This window comes from Microvirga lotononidis (assembly GCF_034627025.1).
Classification (GTDB): Bacteria; Pseudomonadota; Alphaproteobacteria; order Rhizobiales; family Beijerinckiaceae; genus Microvirga; species Microvirga lotononidis.
Genome location: NZ_CP141048.1, coordinates 4,576,742 through 4,596,905 on the forward strand (window position 1 = coordinate 4,576,742; position 20,164 = coordinate 4,596,905).

Below are 20,164 nucleotides of genomic sequence, written 5' to 3' on the forward strand. Positions count from 1 at the left end.
GTAATACAGTTTGCCTGATCGTCTCGTCTTCTCGCTGCAGGCTTGCTCTCTATGCCGGACTACACAGCCATTCTCTCTGGCCAGAGCTGGAACAATTTGTCCGGCCGGAAGGCCAACAAGACCCCTGTTTTCCTGACCTATACCTTCAATCCCGCTTCTTTCCTCGCCCCCTGGGGCTGGGCGAAATTCGGGGCCGCCGACAAGGCGCTTGCCCGCAAAGCCCTGAAAATGTGGGGTGACGCCAGCGGAATTCGCTTCATCGAGGTCAAAGGCCAGGAAGCCGAATTGAAGTTCCAGTGGCAGCCGGCCTGGCAGGAAATCACCGCTTGGGCCGAATTCCCGGAACTGAGCCGGGAGAACTTCGACGACGAAGGGCTCGTTCGAAAGTATCTCGGCGGCAATGTTTATCTGAACACGGAAGCCCGAGCCAACCTCAAGGGGAACACGTCCTACGCGTTGTATGTCCTCCTTCATGAGATCGGCCACGCCCTCGGGCTCAAGCATCCCTTCCACAAGATGGAATACAACAAGCAATTGCTGAAGTCGGAACTCGATCACGTGAGTTACACCGTGATGAGCTACACGGGCGGCGACCCTGGTATGCAGTCGGCGGGGCTAGGCAGCCTCGACGTTCAGGCGATCCGTGCCCTGTACGGCAACCCTTCGCAGGATGGGCGTCAGGTTGCGAAATGGAGCTGGAGCGCATCGAAGCAAACCCTCACCCAGACCGGCAAGAGCAAAGCGGATGTCATTTATGGCGTCGCCGTCAAGGACGTCATCAAGGGCCAATCCGGTGACGACAGGATCTACAGTTTCGAGGGCGACGACACGCTCTTTGGAGGTGTCGGCAACGATTTCCTGAGCGGCGGGGACGGCCACGACAGACTGTTCGGCGAAGCCGGCAACGACACCTTGAGCGGCGGCTTCGGCGACGACATCCTGCAAGGCGGAGCGGGCAATGACGTCCTGAGCGGGGGGCTGAGCGATGATCTGCTGTACGGAGACACCGGCAGCGATGTCCTGAAAGGCGGATACAGCAACGACACGCTCTATGGAGGGCTGGGGAACGATACCCTCACAGGCGGGGACGGCAGCGACCAGTTCGTCTTCGACGTTCCGTTCACCGGAATCGACGACACCGACACGATCACGGACTTCAACCAGAATCCGGATGCATTCGAAACGGAGGAAGACCGGATCGTCCTTTCCTCGGCGGTCTTCAGCACTCTCGCAAGTGGCTTCCTGCAGGCGGCGGCCTTCGTGAAGGGAGCGTCCGCGGAGAACCCGGCGAACAGGATCATCTTCGATCCGGGAGAGCAATTCCTTTCCTACGACCCGGACGGCACCGGCCCCTTGGCTGCGGTGCGTTTTGCAAAGCTCCTGGGCGCGGTGAAGCTCAGCGCCTCGGACTTCATCGTCGTCTAGAGCATTTTTCGGTGAAGCGGGTCCGGTTCACCGCCAAAAAATGCGGTCAAGCAGTGAGGAGAGATGATCCCACGACAGTGGAAGGCAGCTCTAGGACTGACCGCCCCGATAAAAAGGCCCGCTCGAAGCGAGCGGGCCTTTGCTTTTAATCGATGTCCTCGACCTCGGCACCGCCGCCATAGACGCGTTGGGCGAGCGAGGCTTCCATGAAGGGGTCCAGGTCGCCATCGAGCACGTCCTGCGGGCTCGTCGACTGGGCGCCGGTGCGCAGGTCCTTCACCATCTGGTAGGGCTGCAGCACGTAGGAGCGGATCTGGTGGCCCCAGCCGATATCCGTCTTCGCGGCGGCCTCGGCATTGGCCTTCTCCTCGCGCTTCTTCAGTTCCGCCTCGTAGAGGCGGGCGCGCAGCATGTTCCAGGCGGTCGCCCGGTTCTTGTGCTGGGAGCGCTCCTGCTGGCAGGCCACGACGATGCCGCTCGGAATATGCGTGATGCGTACGGCCGAGTCGGTGGTGTTCACGTGCTGGCCACCGGCGCCCGAAGAGCGGAACGTGTCGATGCGGCAGTCGGATTCCTTGATCTCGATGTTGATGCGGTCGTCCACCACCGGATAGACCCACACCGAGGCGAAGCTCGTATGGCGGCGGGCGTTCGAATCGTAGGGCGAGATGCGCACGAGGCGGTGCACGCCCGACTCGGTCTTGAGCCAGCCATAGGCGTTGAGGCCCTTGATCAGGAGCGTGGCGCTCTTGATGCCGGCCTCTTCCCCGTCGGTGATTTCGAGCAGCTCGACCTTGTACTTCCGACGCTCGGCCCAGCGGGCATACATGCGCTGGAGCATGTTGGCCCAGTCCTGGCTTTCGGTGCCGCCGGCGCCCGAATGCACTTCCACATAGGTGTCGTTGGCATCCGCCTCGCCCGAGAGAAGGGTCTCGACCTGGCGACGCGCCGCCTCGGCCTGAAGGCCGCGGATCGTCTCCTCACCCTCCCGGATCGTGGCCTCGTCTTCTTCGGCCTCACCGAGTTCGATCAACGTGATGGCGTCTTCGAGGTCCTGCTCGAGGCGCTTCACGGCCGTGATCTGGTCCTCCAGCGACGTGCGCTCGCGCATGATCTTCTGCGCGGCGTCGGCATCGTTCCAGAGGTTGGGATCCTCGGCCTGGGCGTTCAGTTCCGCGAGGCGTCGCTGGGCAGTATCCCAGTCAAAGATGCCTCCTCAGCAGCCCGACTGACTGCTTGGTCTCTTCTACGAGATGTTGAATTTCGGCGCGCATGATTTCTTTGCTGTCCGTGCCTGTGATGGTGGCGTCTTAGAGCATCGGGTTCGAAAGTGGAATGCACTTTCAGGCCCGGCGCCCAAGTCGGCGGACCGCCGGCGGCTGCTTTCGCAGCCGTCGGACAATCCGTTTTCCAAGTGTGATGGGCGATTTCTATATGGGGCCGGAGCCGCTCAGTACAATCCGCCCGGGCCCACGCCCACGGCCCGCTGTCCCCCTGGCGGAGGAGCCGGAACGTACTCGGCCTGCGGGACCTCTTCCGCCGAAGGCTCCGGCGGCACGTATTCCGGCGGCGCCTGGCCCGGCTTGAACGCTTCGAGGATCGTGCCGCCGCCCTCGCCGCCCGCGCGGGTGCCAGTAGCGGAATTGACCCGGATCAGCTTGATGCCCGCAGGCACGCGGAACGGGGTCGCCGGCTTGTCCTTGAGCGCCATCTGCATGAAGTCGCGGAAGACCGGTGCTGCGTACTGGCCCGCCGTCGCCGCGTTGCCGAGGGATTTCGGCTGGTCGTAGCCGAGGAACACCCCGACGGCGAGATCGGGCGAGAAGCCCACGAACCACACGTCCTTGGCGTCGTTGGTGGTGCCGGTCTTGCCGGCGAGCGGCTTGCCGACGGCCTTGACCGACTGGGCCGTGCCGCGCTGGACCACGCCTTCGAGGATCGAAGTGATCTGGTAGGCGGTGAGCGGATCGAGGACCTGTTCGCGAGTCTCGGTCAGCTTGGGCGCCGCGCCGCCGTCCCACTTGTCCGCATCGCAGCCGTTGCACTTGCGGTCGTCGTGACGGTAGAGCGTCCGGCCATTGCGGTCCTGGATCTGGTCGATCAGGGTCGGCTTGATGCGGCGACCGCCATTGGCGAACATGGAATAAGCCGCCGTCATGCGCATGACCGTAGTCTCGCCGGCGCCGAGCGACATGGAGAGGAGCGGCAGCAGGTCGTCATAGACGCCGAAGCGACGGGCATATTCCGAGATGGCCGGCATGCCGACCTCGTTGGCGAGACGCACGGTCATCAGGTTCTTGGAATGCTCGATGCCGTAGCGCAGGGTCCGCAGCCCGCCCGCCTTGCCGTCGTAGTTGGACGGCGCCCAGGCTGCCTGGCCGGGACCCATGTCGAGCACGAAGGGCGAATCCATGATCTGGTTCGACGGCGTATAGCCATTGTCGAGCGCGGTCGCGTAGACGATCGGCTTGAACGAGGAACCCGGCTGGCGCATGGCCTGGACCGCCCGGTTGAACTCGCTCTGGTCGTAGGAGAAGCCGCCCACCATGGCGTGGACGCGGCCCGTGTTGGGATCCATGGCCACGATCGCGCCCGAAATCTCGGGGATCTGGCGCAGGCGGAACTGGCCCTGCTTGTCGGCCAGCGGCTCCACGTAGACGACATCGCCCACGGCTACGGCGCGCTCGACGGGCCGGCGGGTCCATTTCACCCCGTCGGCCGTCACGAGGCCGGTCTCGCGATCCTTGCCGACCTGCCCGGACGCCTCGCGCTTCGGCTGCAGGCCGATCTTCGCGCGCCCACCGGCCACCTCCAGCACGACGGCCAGACGCCAGGGCTGCACGTCGCCGAGGGACGACACTTCCGCCAGGGCCTGGCCCCATTCCCGGCCCGCGAGGTCGATCTTCTGCTGGGATCCGCGCCAGCCGCGCGCCTCGTCGAAGCGCACGAGGCCGTCGACCAGGGCCTTGCGGGCCATGGCCTGCATCTTGGGATCGAGGGTCGAGCGGATGAGCAGGCCGCCCTCGTAGAGGGTCTCCTCGCCGTAGCGCTCGGCGATGTCGCGCCGCACGCCCTCGGCGAAGTAGCCGGACGCGATGCTGTTCGGGGACACGACCCGCGGCTTGACGTTGAGGGGCTCCTTCTGGGCCGCCTCCGCGTCCTCCTTCGAGATGTAGCCGTTGGCGGCCATGCGGTCGATCACCCAGTTCCGGCGGTCGGTCGCGGCCTTGCGCTGACGGAAGGGATGGTAGTTGTTCGGCCCCTTGGGCAGGGCCGCGATGTAGGCGGCTTCCGCGATGGTCAGCTCGTGGATGGATTTGCCGAAATAGTCGAGCGCCGCGGCCGCGATGCCGTGCAGGTTGCGGCCCGGGGTCAGGGTGCCGAGGAAGATCTCGTTGAGATAGAGTTCGAGGATCTTGTCCTTCGAGAAGGTCGATTCCATGCGCAGGGCGATCAGCGCCTCGCGGATCTTGCGCTCGTAGCTCCTCTCGTTGCCGACGAGGAAGTTCTTGGCGACCTGCTGGGTGATGGTCGAAGCGCCCTGCTCCCTCGACCCGCCGGAGCGGAGATTGGCTACGACGGCGCGCACCAACCCCTCGGGATCGACGCCGACATGCTTGTAGAAGTTCTTGTCCTCGGCCGAGAGGAATGCCCCGATTACGAGCTTGGGCACGGCCTGGATCGGCACGTAGAGGCGGCGCTCACGGGCGTATTCGGCGATCAGACTCCCGTCGGCCGCATGGATGCGGGTCATCACCGGCGGCTCGTAATTGGCCAGCTGGGCGTGATCCGGCAGGTCCTTCGAATAGAACCAGAACCCATAGGCGAGCCCCACGGCGCCGATCAGGAAGAAGATCGCTCCAACGCTGAAGAGGAAGCCGAAAAATCGTAGGACGAAGCGCATCCGATGGTATTCCATGACGGCGCCCAGGGCGCCAGTTTATGCAGATCTTGAAACGCGCATCCTCGTTACCCGATGAATCGCGCCCCCGCTATGGGGTATCCACACTCTCTCTATGGTAAAACTGCGGCAGCGCCCCTGCGGGCAAACCGCGCGGCGAAAAAGCGATCCACCGCGACCGACATGGCCGAGACCATTTTGGCGCGCCATTCCTCGGACATCAACAGGTCCAGGTCTTTTTGGCTCGACAGATAGCCGAGTTCGACCAGGACGGACGGGACGTCATGCGCCCGCAGCACCTGGAAACGGGCCTGCCGGTGAGGGTTCTTGTTGAGCCGGGCGACGGAATCGAACTCGCCGACGAGACGGCTGGCGAAGCCGTGGGAGAAGCTTCGCGTTTCCCGCAAAGTCAGCTCCATCAGGATGTCGGACACGTCGTCGGGAATGTCGCGCGATTCGACCCCGGCCACCGCGTCGGCCTTGTTTTCGCGGTCGGCAAGGCGGGCAGAATCGGCGTCCGAGGCCCGTTCGGCGCCGGTATAGACCGTCAGCCCCCTCACCTCCTGGCCGCCGGAGATCGAATCCGCATGGATGGAGATGAACAGATCGGCCTGGACGCCACGAGCGGCGCGAACCCGGTCGCCGAGAGTGACGAACACGTCCTCGTCGCGGGTCATGACGATCCTGTAGCGCCCGTTCTCCTCCAGCTTCCGCTTGAGCCGCTGGGCGAATGCCAGCACCAGGTCCTTCTCGTAGACGTTCCCCGAGGACGCGTTCGCCCCGGGATCGATGCCGCCATGGCCCGGATCGATCACGATGACCGGACGGGCATCCTTGGCATCCTGGGCGACCGGTGGCGCCGAAGCCTCCTTCGTGGCCGCCGAATTCTCGACCGCCGCCCTGTGGAACTCGTCCCGCTCGGTCCGGGAGAGCTCGATGGTCAGGATCGTCGCGGCGCCCGTGGCATCGGGCGCGGTCGTCATGCCCGAGACCACGGCAGGCTGCGTCAGTTCCATGACGACCCGCGAGCGGCCCGGAGCGAAGAGACCATAGCGGTAGGACGCGATGAGTCCTTCCTTGCCGCGCCCGGCCTCCTGCGGGAGATGGAAGGCGACCTCAGGCAGGTCGATGATGACCCGGTCCGGGCGCTCCATGAGCGAGACCTGTGCCATCACCGGTTTGGACAGGGTAACCTTAAAACGAGTTTTCGCCCCCTCCGACTCGACGGTGACGGCAGCCGCGATGGCGGGAGAGCCGGTCTTGGCGCCCTCTCCGGCCGCACGGGCATGATCGCTCCCGAAGGTCACGAGGGCCATCACGAGGCATGCGCCGGCAAGGCGGATGAAGGGAAAAATGGGCATGGGTGACCGCTGAGGTGTCGAGCGTCCTTCCTATACTGATAGACGTCGCTTGGTTAACGGAACCTCACGTCGCACGCTGGATTACTGACACTCTGTTGCATTCATAGCACAGTGACACGGGATCTTGCCAAATGCCCCAATCGCTCTGTAATGATCTTGATCCCGTTCGGCATGGCCGAATCTGACGGCGGATCCGGAGGAGACGGTTGGCTTGACCGATCTTCCAGGAGACCCGTCACCCTCGACAGGCTCACGGACAGGACCATTTGGCGACGCTTGTCGCCCCCCGCCGGTGACCGAGATTTCGGCTCATCGATATCTAGTACGAAAGGGCCGTGTCGAATGGTTGCGCACACGAAGTCAGTTCTGACCTTCGTTTCTGCACCGTTCGAATCGCGCGTCTCATCCCGCGCACGCCCTGGCTTCACCCTTTCCGGCTCAAAGCCGGCCCAATTCAACCCAGAATGCGCCCCATCGCGGCGCATGATGGCGATCGACAGCACTCCGAACGCAATTTCAGCCCGCCGTCTCTCTTGGCGGCGCGGCCATCCGCCCACAATGCGGCCCCTGCCTCAGGTCCTGCCCTCGATCGCCATGTCGAGAGTTCAACATGGCAAACAAGATGCTCATCGATGCCTCACACCCGGAAGAAACCCGGGTCGTGGTGGTACGTGGTCAGAAGGTCGAAGAATTCGACTTCGAGTCCGCTAACCGGAAGCAGCTGCGCGGGAATATCTATCTCGCCAAGGTCACCCGGGTCGAACCGTCGCTCCAGGCGGCCTTTGTGGAATACGGCGGAAACCGCCACGGGTTCCTCGCATTCAGCGAAATCCATCCCGATTATTATCAAATTCCCGTCGCCGACCGTCAGGCGCTGCTCGAAGCCGAAGCCGAAGCTCAGGCCGAGGAGGAGCGCGAGGAGGAGCGCCGCAGCAACCGTCGCCGCCGCCGGTCTTCGCCGCGTCGCGCCGAGAACGACGAGACCGTTGTCTCGACGGAAGCGGAAGCCGGAACCGAGGCTGCCCTCGAGGCGGTCGAGGGTTCGGCCCATACCGAGGCTGCCGGCGAAGAGGGCGAGGCTCCGGGCTCCGACACGCAGGATGCCGTTCCCCTGGTGATGGCCGGCCAGGCTCCCGACGAAGGCGCCGAGGAGGCTGCCGTCGAGGCGGTCGAGGGTTCGGCCCACGTGGAGGCCCCTGAGGGTGACGAGGCCGCCCAAGGCGATGAACCTGCGGCGGAGGCCGATGCCCGGGCGCCCGAGGGCGACACGGAAGCCGACGAGGACGAAGAAGACGAGGACGAAGACGATCACGACGTGGAAGAGCACGAGATCGTCGAGCAGCTCGGTGGAGACGACGCGATCGAGGACCTGCCTCAGCGCCGGCGCACGCCCCGCAAGCAGTACAAGATCCAGGAAGTCATCAAGCGCCGCCAGATCCTGCTGGTCCAGGTCGTGAAGGAAGAGCGCGGCAACAAGGGCGCGGCGCTCACCACCTACCTGTCGCTGGCCGGTCGCTATTCCGTGCTCATGCCCAACACGGGCCGGGGCGGCGGTATCTCCCGCAAGATCACCAACGCGGCCGACCGCAAGCGCCTGAAGGAAATCGCCCAGGAGCTGGAGGTGCCCGAGGGAATGGGCATCATCCTGCGCACGGCCGGCGCCTCGCGCACCAAGCCCGAGATCAAGCGCGACTACGAGTACCTGATGCGCCTCTGGGAGAGCGTGCGCGAACTGACTCTGAAGTCGGCGGCACCCGCCCTCGTCTATGAGGAAGGCTCCCTCATCAAGCGCGCGATCCGCGACCTCTACAACAAGGACATCGACGACGTCATGGTCGCCGGCGAGGAGGGGTACCGCGAGGCCAAGGACTTCATGCGGATGCTCATGCCGAGCCATTCGAAGCTGGTCCAGCCCTACCGCGATCCGCAGCCTCTCTTCGCGAAATTCGGCGTCGAGGCGCAGCTCGACGCCATGTTCTCGAACGTGGTGACCCTGAAATCGGGCGGCTACCTCGTCATCAACCCGACGGAAGCCCTCGTTTCCATCGACGTGAACTCTGGTCGTTCGACCCGCGAGCACAACATCGAGGACACGGCGCTGCGCACCAACCTCGAAGCGGCTGAGGAAATCGCCCGCCAGCTCCGCCTGCGCGATCTCGCCGGCCTCGTGGTGATCGACTTCATCGACATGGAGGAGAAGCGCAACAACCGCGCGGTCGAGAAGAAGCTCAACGAGTGCCTGAAGAACGACCGCGCCCGCATCCAGGTGGGTCGCATCTCGCCCTTCGGCCTTCTCGAAATGTCGCGCCAGCGCATCCGCACCGGCGTGCTGGAATCCTCCTCGATCCCCTGCCCGCATTGCGCCGGCACCGGCTTCGTGCGTTCGACGCCGTCGGTGGCCCTGCAGGTGCTGCGCTCGATCGAGGAAACCCTCATCAAGAATTCAGGCTACAACCTCGTCGTCCGCACCCGGATGGAGGCGGCCTTCTACATCCTGAACCAGAAGCGCATTCACCTGCGCGAGCTGGAGACCCGCTTCGGCGTGGCGATCTCCATCGTGGCCGACGACAGCCTCCACGGCACGACGACCTACGCCATCGAGCGCGGCGAACCCGCCCTCAAGCTCGAGCACAAGTCGGCCGCGACCGGCATCCAGATCGATGCGATCGCCATCGACGAGCCCGTCGAGGAGATCGAGGTCGAGACTGAGGAGGAGGCCACCGAGGAGGCTCAGGGCAGCGAAGAGCGCGGCGAGGAAGGCGAAGGCGGTGGACGCCGTCGTCGCCGCCGTCGCCGCCGTCGCGGTCGCGACCGCGAGGGCTTTGCAGGCGAGGCCCAGGGCGAGGAAGGCGCGGAAGCCGGCGAGGCCGAGAGCGAAACCGACGAGGAAGAAGCCGAGGTCGAAGCGTCCGGGGAAGAGGCTGCTCCCGTCGAAGCCGGCGAGGCGGACGAGGAATCCCGTGGCGGACGCCGCCGCCGTCGCGGACGTCGCGGCGGACGCGGACGCGGCCGCGATGAGACGACCGAGGAATTCGCCCTTGAGGAGGGTTTCGTGGCCCCCGACCAGGTTCAGGCCCAACCGGCTCCGGAGGAAGCTGCCCCTGCGGAAGCCGTTTCCGAGACCTCGGAGCCCCGGCCGACCGTCGAGAGCGAGCCGATCGTCACCCCGGAGCGCCCGGTGGCCGAGGCCCCCGTTCCTCCGCCGGCGCCCGTCGCTCCCGAGCCGGAACCGGTCGCCGTCGTCCTGACCCCGCCGGACCCGGAGCGCCCGAAGCGCGCCGGCTGGTGGTCCAAGGCCAAGTCGGTCCTGAGCGGATCTTAAGGATCAAAATGAAATGCCCGGCTCGAAGCCGGGCATTTTGCTGGAAGGGACTTGTTCGTCGCGTCATGGCCGGCCTTGTGCCGGCCATCTCGATTTGAAGAGCGTCGCGCCCTTAGGATCGGGATCACCGGCACGAGGCCGGCGATGACAGGAGCGGTGCTACCTCAACCACCCCTTCAACCGCGCCACGGTCTCGCGGCAATCGTTCTCCGAACCGGCGAAGGACAGGCGCAGGTAGTGCGAACCTTCGATCGGGTCGAAATCCAGCCCGGGCGTGGCCGCGACACCCGCCTCCTCCAGCATGCGCCTGGAGAAGCCGATGGAATCGTTCGTGAAGCGGGCGATGTCGGCATAGATGTAGAAGGCGCCGTCCACCGGGTGCATCTCGCTGATGCCGATCCTGGGCAGCTCCTCCAGGAGATAGGCGCGGTTACGGGCGTAAGCAGCCTTCACGGCCTCCAGCTCCTCCGCGGCGTCGAAGGCGGCGAGCGCCGCCACCTGGGACAGGTAGGGCGGCGAGATGTAGAGGTTCTGCGCCAGACGTTCGATGGGCCGGACCAGACGGTCCGGTACCACGATCCAGCCGATGCGCCAGCCGGTCATGCAGTAATATTTGGAGAACGAGTTGATCACCACCGCATCATCGTCGGAGGTGAGCGCCGTGGACGCGGCCTCACCATAGGTAAGACCGTGATAGATCTCGTCGGACACGAACCAGAGCCCGAGGCGGCGGCAGGTCTCGCCCAGCTCGGCCAGGGCCTTGCGGCCGATCATGGTGCCGGAGGGATTCGCCGGACTCATGGCGAGGATGCCGTGCAGGGGCTTTTCCGCATGGGCCTTCTCGATGGCCTGGGCGGTCATGATCCAGCCGTCGGCCTTGGCGAGCGGGATCGTGACCGGCTCTATGCCCAACGCCTCCAGGATGTTGCGATAGGCCGGATAGCCCGGCGCGGTGATCGCCACCCGCTGCCCTGGATCGAAGAGACTGAGGAAAGCCAGGACGAATCCGGCCGACGAACCGGTCGTCACTACGACCCGCTCCGGCGCGATACTCACGCCATAGGTGTCGCGGTAGTGCCGCGCGATCCGCTCCCGCAGGGCCGCCATGCCGAGGGCCTCCGTGTAACCGATGCGCCCCAGATCCAGCGCCGCCTTGGCGGCCTCCCGGGCGGCGCGCGGGGCCGGCGCGGACGGCTGGCCGACCTCCATGTGGATGACGCTGTCGCCCCGCCGCTCCTTGGCCGCGGCCGCGCTCAGAACGTCCATGGCGAGGAAGGACGCGACGCGATCCATGCGGCGCGCGATGAGGGGCGAGTGGAGATCGGCGGATGATTTGGTCATGAGGAGGCTCGTATCCCGTTGCGGGGGCGGTCTCAAGACGGTTCATGGCGCAACGCCGTCATTCCGGGTCGCCGGAGGCGATGCCGCCCTCCTAACCGCCGACGATCGCAACGCTCATTGCCTCGTCTCGAGCCGTGATACGAACCCGTGATTTGACGCCGCAGGGCACAACCCGCTAACTCGCTGTAGAACACAGGGTCTCAACTCCGCCTCGAACCGTTGCTACACAGGGGCGTCAAGGACTCCGACAAAGGACCGAATATGCGCTTTTCGCTTCTCACCATCGCCCGGACCACTGCCCTGCTCGGCGCCCTGGCGATCGCACCCGCCGCGATGGCGCAGGGCACGGTCTTCAACGATCAGCAGAAGCAGGCCATCGGCGAGATCGTGAAGGATTATCTCCTGAAGAACCCGGAGGTTCTGACCGAGGTGATCGCCGAGCTGGAGAAGCGACAGGCGGAAGCCCAGCAGGTCGCCCAGGCCGGCGCCGTGAAGGAGACGAAGCAGTCGCTCCTGAACGCGTCCCACTCCTACGTGGTCGGCAATCCTTCCGGCGACATCACCCTGGTGGAGTTCTTCGATTACAATTGCGGTTACTGCAAGAAGGCGCTGTCCGACCTCCAGACGCTCATGAAGAGCGACCCGAAGCTCCGGGTCGTCCTGAAGGACTTCCCCGTTCTCGGGCCCGATTCCGTCGAGGCGAGCCGTGTGGCCCTGGCCGTGAAGAACCAGCTCCAGGGCCAGAAGCTCTTCGATTATCATACCAAGGTCCTCGAAAGCCGCGGCCGGGTGAACGGAGAGCGGGCGATGGCGGTCGCCAAGGAGCTGGGCGTCGACATGACCCGTCTCCAGAAGGACATCGACAGCCCCGAAATCCGCAACGCTCTCCAGGAGAACATGGCGCTGGGCGACAAGCTCAGCCTGACCGGGACGCCGGCCTTCATCGTGGGCGAAACCGTCGTTCCCGGGGCCGTGGGCCTCGAGCCCTTGAAGCAGCTCGTGGACAACGTGCGCCAATGCGGCAAGGCCAGCTGCGGCTAGGCTTTCGAGCTCACTGTAGGTTTATCGGCTTATTCCGGCCGCGCCATCGCCAGCCTCGTGCCGATGATGGCTTGGCTGGACCCGCCTCGCTTTCCCGATCGGATAGCCAGGACAGGCCCCGCCGCAACCTGAGAATGACCGGATTACGTTGCGGAACTCTCGCCAAGCTTGGGAAAGCCATGGTTTTCCCCTTCCCCCCTGCTCGCCTTTTGGCTAAGAGGGCGTTTCTGCTCCGCCCGACGGGGCTGCAAGGAACGCTCCTTATCCCATGACCACCGTCTTCGTCCTCAACGGACCCAATCTCAATCTGCTCGGCCGCAGAGAGCCTCACGTCTATGGCAACACCACGCTGGACGACATCGAGACGCTCGTGCGCGAGAAGGCCGGGACCCTGGGGGCGGCGATCATGTTCCGCCAGTCGAACCACGAGGGACAGCTCGTGGACTGGATCCAGGAAGCAGGAGCCCAGGGAGCCGGCGTCGTCATCAATGCCGGCGCCTATACCCACACCTCGATCGCGCTCCGCGATGCCATCTCCGGCAGCGGCGCTCCGACGGTCGAGATCCACATTTCGAATGTTCATGCCCGCGAGGGCTTCCGCCATCGCTCGCTCATAGCGCCCGTGTCCGTCGGCGTGATCTGTGGTTTCGGGCCCATGAGCTACGTGCTCGGCCTGGAAGCGGTTCACCATGTGATGACCGAGCGCGCGCGGCAGGCGAAGCCCTCCCAGCACTAATTCCTCAGGAAGTAGAGGTAAGCCCCATGGCCAAGGAAAACCCTTTCGATCCCGATCTCGTCCGTGAGCTGGCGAATTTGATCGCCGACACGGACCTCAGCGAGATCGAAGTGGAGAAGGGCGACCTTCGTATCCGCGTGGCGCGCACGATCACGGCCGCGGTCTCAGTCCCGGTCGCAGCTCCCGCAGCCTATGCCGCCCCCGCCCCGATGGTGGCCCCGCCTCCGGCTGCCGCCGAGATTCCTGCCGCGGCCAAGCCCGGCGCGCCCCATCCGGGCGCGGTGCTCTCGCCCATGGTCGGCACCGCCTACCGCAAGCCCTCTCCGGACGCCAAGTCCTTCGTCGAGATCGGCTCCAAGGTCCAGGCCGGCGACAAGGTCCTGCTCGTGGAAGCCATGAAGACCTTCAACGAGATCGTGGCGCCCCGCGCCGGCACCGTGACCGCCATCTATGTCGAAGACGGAACTCCTGTTGAATACGGCGAACCCCTCCTCGTCATCGAGTAAGGCACGACATGTTCGATAAGATCCTCATTGCCAATCGTGGCGAGATCGCCCTGCGAATCCTGCGCGCCGCGAAGGAGCTGGGCATCGCCACCGTGGCCGTGCACTCCACCGCCGACGCGGACGCCATGCACGTGCGCCTCGCGGACGAGAGCGTGTGCATCGGTCCGCCGGCCGCCCGGGACAGCTACCTCAACATCCCGGCCCTGATCGCCGCCTGCGAGATCACCGGCGCGGACGCCATCCATCCCGGCTATGGCTTCCTGTCCGAGAACGCCCGCTTCGCCGAGGTGCTGGAGCATCACCGCATCGCCTTCATCGGCCCGAAGGCGGAGCATATCCGCATCATGGGCGACAAGATCGAAGCCAAGCGGACCGCCAAGCGTCTGGGCATCCCCTGCGTCCCCGGCTCCGAAGGCGGGATCAACGATGAGACCGAGGCCAAGAAGGTCGCCAAGGAGATCGGCTATCCGGTCATCATCAAGGCGGCCGCCGGCGGCGGCGGGCGCGGCATGAAGGTGGCGCGCAACGAGGACGACCTCGTTCACGCCTTCCAGACCGCCCGCACCGAGGCCAAGGCCGCCTTCGGCGACGATGCGGTCTATATCGAGAAGTATCTCGAGAAGCCGCGCCATATCGAGATCCAGGTCCTCGGCGACGGCAAGGGCAATGCCATCCATCTGGGCGAGCGCGACTGCTCCCTGCAGCGCCGTCACCAGAAGGTGTGGGAGGAAGGGCCCTCGCCCGCCCTGAACCTGGAGATGCGCGAGCGCATCGGCGGCGTCGTGGCCAAGGCCATGCAGGACCTGCAATATGCCGGCGCCGGCACCATCGAGTTCCTCTACGAGGACGGCGAGTTCTACTTCATCGAGATGAACACTCGCATCCAGGTGGAGCACCCGGTCACCGAGATGATCACCGGCATCGACCTGGTGAACGAGCAGATCCGCGTCGCGGCAGGCCACCCGCTCTCGGTACGGCAGGAAGACATCAAGATCGAAGGCCATGCCATCGAGTGCCGCGTGAATGCCGAGCATCCCTCGACCTTCCGCCCCTCGCCCGGCACGATCAGCTACTTCCACCCGCCGGGCGGCCTCGGCGTGCGCGTCGACTCGGCCGCCTACCAGGGCTACCGCATCCCGCCCCATTACGATTCCCTCGTGGGCAAGCTCATCGTCCATGGCCGCACCCGCAACGAGTGCCTGATGCGCCTGCGCCGGGCCCTCGACGAGTTCGTGGTGGATGGGATCGACACCACCCTGCCGCTCTTCCGCACCCTAGTGCGCAACCCGGACATCCAGAATGGCCAGTACGACATCCACTGGCTGGAGAATTTCCTGAAGACCGGTGGCCTGGGCGACGAGCAGGCGTAAAACTCGGCTGGCATGAGCGGCGCGGAATGCTGCTCATGCCCCGACACGACATGCGTGACGCCCTGCATTTTCGGCGGTGTTCCGTGAGGAAGACCGTCGACCGTTCGCAATGCGGAGAAAGTTGCCGCCCTGAGGCGTTGTCGTTGCAGAGAGGGCCTGCAAATGGACGGCATTGCCGTTCCTTGGTACAAAGCGCACCATGAGCCATGCGTCTGACCACGCGACCGAAATCACCCCCGACATTCTGCTGAAAGCCTATGCGGCCGGCATCTTTCCCATGGCGGAAGATGCGGACGATCCGTCCCTCTTCTGGGTCGAGCCGCGCGAGCGGGGCATCATCCCCCTCGATTCCTTCCACATTTCCAAACGTCTGGCGCGCACCGTCCGCTCGGACCAGTTCGAGATCCGGATCGATCGGGATTTCGACGGGGTCATCGCCGGCTGCGCCGCTCCCGGAGTGGATCGGGAGAAGACCTGGATCAGCCGGCGCATTCGCGAACTCTACGGCGAACTCTTCGATGCGGGCTACTGCCACACGGTGGAGGTCTACCGGGACGACCGCCTCGTCGGCGGTCTCTATGGTGTGCGGCTCAACGGGGCCTTCTTCGGCGAGAGCATGTTCCACACGGAACGGGATGCCTCGAAGATCGCTCTGGTACATCTGGTGGCGCGCCTGCGCCGGGGCGGGTTCTCGCTTCTGGATACCCAGTTCGTGACCTCGCATCTGGCGCAGTTCGGCGCAATCGAGGTTCCCAGGCGCAGCTATAAGCAGATGCTGCGCAACGCCATGGAGCACGGCGCCGATTGGGATTGCTGGCCGCCCGGCACGATCGTCAGCGGCGAGGAGGCCCTCGCTGTTCTACAAGCCGAGTAAGATCCAGAGCATCGGGCGTGGAATCGAACTCACGTCCGATGTTCTCATCGTTTGTTCGTTTGCATCTTTCCACGCAAAACCGGTTCCCAATTTTGCGGTCGATGGTTTAGCGATCCGTATTGATGATCGGCGCGGCAGGGGCCTGGCGCCTCACCGGCTGCCTTGGTTGGGGCTCCGGCTGGCGCAAGGGAGCCGTCTGGACGGCCGGCGGGCGCGGGGCCGTGGCGCCGCCGGTCGGCGCCATGATGTCGCCCGGCCGTCCGGCATCGCTCGGCGCACGGGCGGAATCCTGGATCGGCGGGAGCTCTTCGGGCATCTCCTTGGGCTCCGAGATGACCTCCGTGCCGCCTTTGCAATCAACGAGCCAGATATCGTAGACCGGGTGCTCGAGCCCGTGCAGGCCCGGGCTCGCGGCAAAGAGCCAGCCGGAGAAGACGCGCTTGTTCTGGCCCTCGGGGCCGGGCTCGTCCACCTCGATGAACGAGGTGGTGTTGGGCGCCTCCGTCGGAGGCTTGGTGAAGCAGACCCTGGGCGTCATCTGCAGGGCGCCGAACTGGACGGTTTCGTCGATTCCGACCTCGAACGAAACGATGCGCCCGGTGATCTTGTCGAGTCCCGAAAAGACGGCCGTGGGATTCTTGATCCGGTCCGCCTGAGCGGCGCCCGCTGCGCCGATTACCCCTGCGAGCACGAGAGCCGCCCGCGTCCATCCGAGTTTCATCATATCATCCAAGCCAGGTCCGATTTGGCGGTTCTTGTCCGGTCTGCCCGGTCGTACCCCTTATCCCGGCAACGCGATAACACGCGAACCATGATGGAAAAAGGGCAAGCGGGAAAAGTCCTGCCAGATCGGCGGGAACCCTGGATATTCCCCTTCACGACAACGTCAAACAATTTTCTGAACCTCCGGTCCCGCCGCAGGTTAACCGGCCTCTATCGATCACAGAGGGCTGGAACATGGACATGAGCGACGGCAACGGGATCTCACGGCGGGGCATGATGGGTGCAGCGGCAGCCGGTCTCGCTTCGGCGGCGGCGAGCCCGGCTTCGGCTCAGACGGCCGCGAGCGGCGGTGTGGCCAAGGACGATCCGACGACCAAGTATCCCAAGCCACCGTTCCGGTCGCAGTCGCAGCCCTGGCCAGGCCTTGCCGGCAAGATGGATCCCCGCCCCGACCACGGCGAGACGAGCTACAAGGGATCCGGGCGGCTGCGTGGCCGGAAGGCCCTGATCACGGGCGGCGATTCCGGCATGGGCCGGGCCGCCGCCATCGCCTTCGCTCGCGAGGGCGCCGACGTGGCCATCAGCTATCACCCGGACGAGGAGCCGGACGCGCGGGAGGTCATCGACCTGATCAAGAAGGAGGGCCGGATCGCCGTGGCCCTTCCAGGCGACATCCGCGACGAGGCCCTGTGCACCCGCATCGTGGCCGATGCCGTGCAGCAGCTCGGAGGCCTCGATATCCTGGTCAACAACGCCGCCCGCCAGCAGCAGCGGCAAGCGCTGCTCGACATCACGTCCGAAGACTTCGACGCGACCTTCAAGACCAACATCTATGCCATGTTCTGGCTGACCAAGGCGGCTCTGCCGCACCTGACCCCGGGCTCCGCGATCATCCAGACGACGTCGGAACAGGCCTATGATCCTTCGGAGAACCTGGTCGATTACGCCATGACCAAGGCGGCGATGATGAACTTCACCAAGTCCATGGCGAAGCAGCTCGGCCCGAAGGGAATCCGCGTCAACGGAGTCGCTCCGGGGCCGATCTGGACGCCGCTTCAGGTCAGCGGCGGCGCGACCCAGGAGAAGCTGCAGCAGTTCGGCGGCGACACCCCCATGGGCCGTCCCGGCCAGCCGGCAGAGCTCGCCTCGATCTATGTCCAGCTTGCTGCGGCCGATGCGAGCTATGCGACGGGGCAGGTCTACGGGGCGGCCGGAGGCAGCGGCCAGCCGTAAATTCCTTGCCCTCGCACCGCCTCCAGGTGAGGCGAGGGCCTTTCCGCAACTAGACCGTCTTGGCATTCTCCGGCGCGGCGGCCGCCTTCGCGCTGCTCGCGAAGCGCCGCGCCAGGACCGCGCAGGTCATAAGCTGGATCTGGTGGAAGATCATGAGCGGCAGCACGATGGAGCCCACGTCCTGTCCGGCGAAGATCACGTTCGCCATCGGGGCGCCTGACGCGAGGCTCTTCTTGGAGCCGCAGAAGGTGATGGTGATCCGGTCCGCGCGATTGAAGCCGAACCAGCCGCTGACATAGAACGTGAAGCACAGCACGGCGACCAGCAGCACGATGTCGATCACGACGACGGCGACGAGGTCCTCGGCCGAGAGCTTGTGCCAGAGCCCCCCGATGACGGCCTCACTGAAGGCGCCGTAGACGACCATCAGGATGGAGCCGCGGTCGACGAACTGCGTGAGCGTCCTGTGCCGGCTGAGCCATCGGCCGAGAAAGGGCTGGAGCACCTGACCGAGGATGAAGGGAGCGAGAAGCTGCAGCAGGATGCCCTCGAGCGCCCCGAGAGAGAAGCCCCCGCCCCCTTTCGTATGGAACAGGAGCCCCACGAGAAGTGGGGTCAGGAACATGCCGAGGATGTTCGAGGCGGAAGCCGAGCAGATGGCTGCCGGCACGTTGCCCTCCGCGATCGACGTGAAGGCGATCGACGACTGAACGGTCGAGGGGAGAACGCACAGGAACAGGATTCCGGTGGCCAGCGCCGGGGTCATCAGGTTCGGCACGGCCAGAACGATGAGGCCGAGTATCGGAAAGACCACGAAGGTGGTGACCAAAACGAAGAGGTGCAGCCGCCAATGGGTCATGCCGGCGATCACCACATCGCGTGACAGGCGCGCGCCGTGGAGAAAGAACAGCAGCGCGATCGCCAGATTGGTCGCGACCGAGAACACTTCCGCCGGCTCGCCGCCGATGGGAAGGATCGACGCAAGAACGACCATCCCGAAGATGGCGATCGTGTACCATTCCCGTTTGATGAGAGAAGCCATGGTGACCTTCGTTATGGTTGACGTCCCAGCCGACGTTTCGTGCCCTGCCCTATGCCTGAAGCTCCGGGAACCTGTTCATCTCCGCCCCCGCTGCGTCAGCTTGGCTGAAGAGACCCCTTGAAAAGCGAAAGCCCGCCAAGGGCGGGCGATCGCTGCGAGAATCGCTGTCGTGCCGTTTACGCGAAGGTCGCCTCGCGGGCGACCCGGGAAATGTCGTAGCGGGCGATGCCGAGATCGGCCAGATCACGGTCGGAGAGCTGCGCCAGCTCGCGGACGGTCTTGCGATACAGATGGTAGTTGCGAACCTTCGAAAGGATATAGGAAACGAACATGTAAAGCCCCAGCAGTGGACCGGCCTCGTGACCGGTTATCTTTGCTCTTGTTGCGGTGCGGATATACGGATGCGCTCCCGCCTTGAGGAGCCATAAGAACTGAGGTCCGTTATGCCCTGACGGCATAACGCTGAAAGCGTCCGGGCCCGCACCTGCCCCCAGAATGGGCCTTTGAGTCCGGGACCGATCCGTTAAGCTTCGAGGGCAGATCGATGGGGAACGCACTCACATGAACGAAGCGGATCGACGAAGCGACGAGGCACGCCGGCGCCTGGAATTCCTGTCGGTGGAGGAAACGGCCACGCTCGGCGAGCGCGGCGTCCTGTTGCCGGATCCCGGTTCCGTGCTGGTCTCGCCCCATGTTCGCCTGGAGGAGGACGTGGTGCTCTGGCCCAACGTCATCCTCCAGGCTTCTTCGGAAAGCCGCATCGCCATCGGCCGTGGGACGAACCTTTTTCCCGGGACCCGTATCGTTTCATCGGGTGGGGCGGTCACGATCGGCACCGGTGCGGAGATCGGAGAGGAAGGCGGCTTCACGATCAAAGCCGGTCCTGGTGATACCATCGCCATCGGGAACGGAGCCCGGCTTCTCGGCAGCGGATCGCTCACCCTGTCGAATTGGGTCGGACGGGGAGCCCAGATCCTCGGCTCCATCCGTTGCCAGAACTGCACATTGGGAGATGGCGGAACCTATCGCGAATCCGATCCGGATGAGCGAGGCGGCGTACTGAAGGGCTCAGGCGTGGCGCGCGGCATCGAGGTCCCGCAGGGCCACGTGATCCAGGCATTCGGCCTCTTCTCCGAAGCGGTCATGCGGCGGCAATCGTATTTCCATCCGAAAGGCTGATTTCAATCCCAGCAGTGTTCGGACCTATTGAGAAATGGCCTTGCATCATCACCGGCCTCGTTCCGGTGATCTCCATGCGAGTGGCGCGGAGCTTCACAGACGGGCATGGC

The 20,164-nt window shown here is 64.9% G+C and carries 16 protein-coding genes; 9 read left to right on the plus strand and 7 right to left on the minus strand.

Annotated elements, in window-relative coordinates; genetic code table 11:
* Positions 1–51 precede the first annotated feature (51 nt).
* Positions 52–1,425, plus strand: a complete 1,374-nt coding sequence (locus U0023_RS21590) for a matrixin family metalloprotease (protein ID WP_009490938.1) — start codon at positions 52–54, stop codon at positions 1,423–1,425.
* Positions 1,426–1,570: 145 nt separating this feature from the next.
* Here the strand turns inward: U0023_RS21590 and prfB are convergent.
* The 3 genes from prfB to U0023_RS21605 form a co-directional block, all read right to left on the minus strand.
* Positions 1,571–2,699, minus strand: a protein-coding gene (prfB, locus tag U0023_RS21595) for a peptide chain release factor 2 (RefSeq protein ID WP_154661007.1) whose coding sequence is annotated in 2 segments (ribosomal slippage) — positions 1,571–2,629 and positions 2,631–2,699 — 1,128 coding nt in all. Because the reading frame shifts where the segments join, the coding sequence is not laid out codon by codon here.
* A gap of 176 nt (positions 2,700–2,875) precedes the next feature.
* On the minus strand, positions 2,876–5,329 hold the full coding sequence (locus tag U0023_RS21600) for a penicillin-binding protein 1A (RefSeq protein ID WP_009490936.1): 2,454 nt from the start codon (positions 5,327–5,329) through the stop codon (positions 2,876–2,878).
* A 110-nt stretch (positions 5,330–5,439) separates the two neighbouring features.
* Positions 5,440–6,687 (minus strand): N-acetylmuramoyl-L-alanine amidase, encoded by a 1,248-nt coding sequence (locus tag U0023_RS21605; RefSeq protein ID WP_009490935.1) that lies wholly within the window; start codon positions 6,685–6,687, stop codon positions 5,440–5,442.
* Positions 6,688–7,297: 610 nt separating this feature from the next.
* On the opposite strand from U0023_RS21605, the gene U0023_RS21610 reads away from it, so the two are divergent.
* Complete coding sequence (locus U0023_RS21610) at positions 7,298–10,009, plus strand: Rne/Rng family ribonuclease (protein ID WP_009490934.1); 2,712 nt, start codon at positions 7,298–7,300, stop codon at positions 10,007–10,009.
* 159 nt (positions 10,010–10,168) lie between these two features.
* Here U0023_RS21610 and U0023_RS21615 read toward each other — a convergent pair whose 3' ends face one another.
* Positions 10,169–11,350, minus strand: coding sequence for a pyridoxal phosphate-dependent aminotransferase (locus U0023_RS21615; protein ID WP_009490933.1), 1,182 nt, complete (start codon positions 11,348–11,350; stop codon positions 10,169–10,171).
* A 261-nt stretch (positions 11,351–11,611) separates the two neighbouring features.
* Here U0023_RS21615 and U0023_RS21620 point away from each other — a divergent pair, with 261 nt between their 5' ends.
* From U0023_RS21620 to aat, 5 genes are all read left to right on the plus strand, one after another.
* The gene (locus U0023_RS21620) at positions 11,612–12,391 is read left to right on the plus strand and encodes a DsbA family protein (protein ID WP_009490932.1); all 780 of its coding nucleotides are present in this window, start codon (positions 11,612–11,614) and stop codon (positions 12,389–12,391) included.
* Positions 12,392–12,659: 268 nt separating this feature from the next.
* Positions 12,660–13,127 carry a type II 3-dehydroquinate dehydratase gene (aroQ, locus tag U0023_RS21625; protein WP_009490931.1) on the plus strand — a complete coding sequence of 156 codons (468 nt, stop codon included), beginning with the start codon at positions 12,660–12,662 and terminating at the stop codon, positions 13,125–13,127.
* Positions 13,128–13,153: 26 nt separating this feature from the next.
* Complete coding sequence (gene accB, locus U0023_RS21630) at positions 13,154–13,633, plus strand: acetyl-CoA carboxylase biotin carboxyl carrier protein (RefSeq protein ID WP_009490930.1); 480 nt, start codon at positions 13,154–13,156, stop codon at positions 13,631–13,633.
* 8 nt (positions 13,634–13,641) lie between these two features.
* Positions 13,642–15,003, plus strand: coding sequence for an acetyl-CoA carboxylase biotin carboxylase subunit (gene accC, locus U0023_RS21635; RefSeq protein ID WP_009490929.1), 1,362 nt, complete (start codon positions 13,642–13,644; stop codon positions 15,001–15,003).
* A gap of 199 nt (positions 15,004–15,202) precedes the next feature.
* A complete protein-coding gene (aat, locus tag U0023_RS21640; RefSeq protein ID WP_009490928.1) occupies positions 15,203–15,877 on the plus strand; it encodes a leucyl/phenylalanyl-tRNA--protein transferase in 675 nt (224 codons plus the stop codon).
* A 106-nt stretch (positions 15,878–15,983) separates the two neighbouring features.
* On the opposite strand, the gene U0023_RS21645 is transcribed toward aat, so the two are convergent.
* Complete coding sequence (locus tag U0023_RS21645) at positions 15,984–16,598, minus strand: DUF2155 domain-containing protein (protein ID WP_009490927.1); 615 nt, start codon at positions 16,596–16,598, stop codon at positions 15,984–15,986.
* A gap of 236 nt (positions 16,599–16,834) precedes the next feature.
* On the opposite strand from U0023_RS21645, the gene U0023_RS21650 reads away from it, so the two are divergent.
* On the plus strand, positions 16,835–17,833 hold the full coding sequence (locus U0023_RS21650) for an SDR family oxidoreductase (protein ID WP_009490926.1): 999 nt from the start codon (positions 16,835–16,837) through the stop codon (positions 17,831–17,833).
* A 49-nt stretch (positions 17,834–17,882) separates the two neighbouring features.
* Here U0023_RS21650 and U0023_RS21655 read toward each other — a convergent pair whose 3' ends face one another.
* Together U0023_RS21655 and U0023_RS21660 are read right to left on the minus strand one after the other, a co-directional pair.
* Positions 17,883–18,875, minus strand: a complete 993-nt coding sequence (locus tag U0023_RS21655; protein WP_009490925.1) for a bile acid:sodium symporter family protein — start codon at positions 18,873–18,875, stop codon at positions 17,883–17,885.
* Positions 18,876–19,051: 176 nt separating this feature from the next.
* On the minus strand, positions 19,052–19,207 hold the full coding sequence (locus U0023_RS21660; protein ID WP_083861347.1) for a DUF1127 domain-containing protein: 156 nt from the start codon (positions 19,205–19,207) through the stop codon (positions 19,052–19,054).
* A gap of 229 nt (positions 19,208–19,436) precedes the next feature.
* On the opposite strand from U0023_RS21660, the gene U0023_RS21665 reads away from it, so the two are divergent.
* Entirely contained in the window at positions 19,437–20,054 is a 618-nt protein-coding gene (locus tag U0023_RS21665; protein WP_009490923.1) for a hypothetical protein, read from the plus strand.
* Positions 20,055–20,164 lie beyond the last annotated feature (110 nt).